The 2,603-nt window shown below is 36.1% G+C and carries 3 protein-coding genes; all 3 read left to right on the forward strand.

The features are described from left to right. The coding region (locus MVY38_RS07470; protein ID WP_297484855.1) for a cbb3-type cytochrome c oxidase subunit I at nt 1-1,337 on the forward strand (1,337 nt) is incomplete at its 5' end. Nucleotides 1,338-1,393: 56 nt separating this feature from the next. Then, on the forward strand, nt 1,394-1,999 hold the full coding sequence (locus MVY38_RS07475; RefSeq protein WP_297484857.1) for a hypothetical protein: 606 nt from the start codon (nt 1,394-1,396) through the stop codon (nt 1,997-1,999). Then, nucleotides 1,992-2,480 (forward strand): hypothetical protein, encoded by a 489-nt coding sequence (locus MVY38_RS07480; RefSeq protein WP_297484858.1) that lies wholly within the window; start codon nt 1,992-1,994, stop codon nt 2,478-2,480. The genes MVY38_RS07475 and MVY38_RS07480 overlap by 8 nt, the downstream gene beginning before the upstream one ends. Nucleotides 2,481-2,603 lie beyond the last annotated feature (123 nt).

A 2,603-nucleotide genomic window follows, 5' to 3' on the forward strand; every position in this document is an offset into this window, starting at 1 on the left:
TTACTGGAGGAACTGCATTAGCTTGGATAGCTGCGTTTGTTTGGTCTTATGCACCTCTTTATACACTTTACTGGCCGCTTCCTGCTGATACGCATCAGTTTAAAGTTATTGGTGGTTTAGTATTTATTGTTGGTGTTGCACTTATTATGCTTGGTACTTTGACATTTATATACAATATTTATGCAACAATTTTTGCTCGTGTAGGTATTCATAAAAATAAAACAACAAAAGAGTTGCTTATTTCTGGTTTTGGTATTGATGGTTTTTTAAATCTTATTAATAAACTTCGAGGAAAACAACCTTACACAAAAGAACCTGCTTTAGCACTTCCTGTTGTTGCAATTTTTCGTGGTACTGTTGATACATTTTTAGATGCACTTGTTATTTTAGGTGCTGGTGTTTTAATCTTAGTTTATCTAATGTTTGATGCAGCGGGGCATCCTTTGGATGTAACTGCCATTGATGCACTTTTATACAAAAACTTCTTTTGGTGGGGGCTTGACCTTGTTGCTGATGGTCTTGTGCTTATTTATGTTGCAGGTTCATGGTATCTGCTTGCAACGCTCATTACAGGGCAAAAACTTTTCATGGAAAATGTGGCTCGTGCTGCCTTGATGCTTGAATTGCTTGTTTCTTGGATGGTTTGGTCACATCACCTTCTTGGTGATCAAGGACAGCCTGAGATGATGAAACTTATCTCTGGTGAGATGGTTACTGCGTTTGAGTTACTGACTCAAGGACTAGCGTTATTTATTACACTTGTAACACTTTGGAAAGCTCGTCCACTTAAAATGACAATGGAGTTAAAATATCTTCTAGGTGGTCTAGTAGGCTTTGGTTTGGCTGTTCCGGCTGCGATTATTCAAGCAGATATGGGTATGAACCGTGTTTTACACAATACGCAGTGGATTATTGGTGCGCATGTGCATATTGCTTTAATTGTTGGACTTTATATGACACTTTATAGTGCAGTATATGTTATGTGGCCACTTGTGACAAACAACACGAAAGTTTACTCACATAAACTCTCAAATGCACACTTCTGGCTACATCTTATAGGTGGTATCGGTATGGGTGCGTTTATGGGTATGGCAGGACTTGATGGTATGCTTCGTCGTCATCTTTATGTTGATGGACAGTTTAATCCTGATATGGTTTTTGCAGCTATGTTTGGTACAATGTTGCTTACTGCTTGGGCGATATTTTTATACAATATCGTTATGAGTGTTGGTATAAAAGGACTTATAGGTATCTTTTTACCGGCAAAAGATAAAACAGCATCTTATGGTCTTGAAGAAGAGATAGAACCTGCAGACGATCCTGCGTTTGCAAACTAGACAAGTAGGGGCATTTGTCCCTACAACTCCCTAAATCTACAAAAAGGAAAAAATCTTTGATAAACTTAGACAGAGTTGCTCGAGAAATAAAAACTGTTGGACTGTATGATATTGTTTTGCAAGATGTACAAAGAGTTGCTGGTAAGAATAGAGTAAGTGAAGCAGAAATAATTCAAATACTTAATAAAAATCCGCAGTTACTTGAAGATTATATGCAGACAAATGTAGAGTATAACCTCTCAAATATACATTTAAAAGATATAAAATTAGATGATTTAAAAGATGATTGCAAGTCAAAAGCACAGCTAGTCAATGTAAATTTGGCAAGACTTAAAGAGCTTGAAAAATACACACTTGACTTTGAGCAGAGTGCTACCCTTGTCATCATCTTTTCAATCGAATTTTTTGTCCTTTTTTCTGTGCAATATTTCATTGTATTACTTAACCTTAAAGAGTGGCAGTGGTGGATATATACGCTTTTTGCTTCAACGGTAGCACTTGCATATTGGTATGGAAAAAAGCAGAGTCGTTTGTATGCAAAAAATAAAAAGATATATGATGCACTCTATATGCAAACACTTGGGCTTATAGAAGAACTTGAAGATGCAGAGTGTGTCAAAAAGAGCGAACTGATGATAGAGGAGTGCGAAGAGCATGTCTAAACCAATAGAAGTAAATTTTGAGTGGAGTAAAGAACTTGCGCTAAAGACTAGCAAACTCTACTACGATTACGATATGCGTCACTCCAACAAAAGATATATGGGATGGTTTTTTGTAGGACTTGTGCAGTTTGGCATTGTTGGCGCACTTAAACACAATAGTTATGGATTGCTTTATCTTTCTACTTTTTTAGTAGTCTATTGGTACTACGGTAGATGGTTTTTAAGAAAAAGAATGCTTTCACGCTTTTATGATAAGAATGTTCCTAGAAATATGGATGTACATTTTACTCTTGATGAAAATGGACTCCATGGCAATAATGAAGTAGTTGCGTGGGATGATATTATAAAAGTCATTCAACTTGATGAGGGTGTAATGGTACAAAGCCAACAAAATGCACTCTTTTTTGCAAACACTGCGTTTAAAAAAGAGGGTGATAAAACCCGCTTTTTAAAAATGGCAAAAGAGAAAGGAAAAATATAATGCACTACTTTTTTATAGGTATGGTTACACTTTTTGTTATAGCCCTGTTGGTCGTGGGTTTTGTGATGGATAAAGAGGATTTGGAGTAATTTTAATTTACATTTAGCTAATTTCTCGCTCAAT

The organism is Sulfurimonas sp. (assembly GCF_027056685.1).
Classification (GTDB): domain Bacteria; phylum Campylobacterota; class Campylobacteria; order Campylobacterales; family Sulfurimonadaceae; genus Sulfurimonas.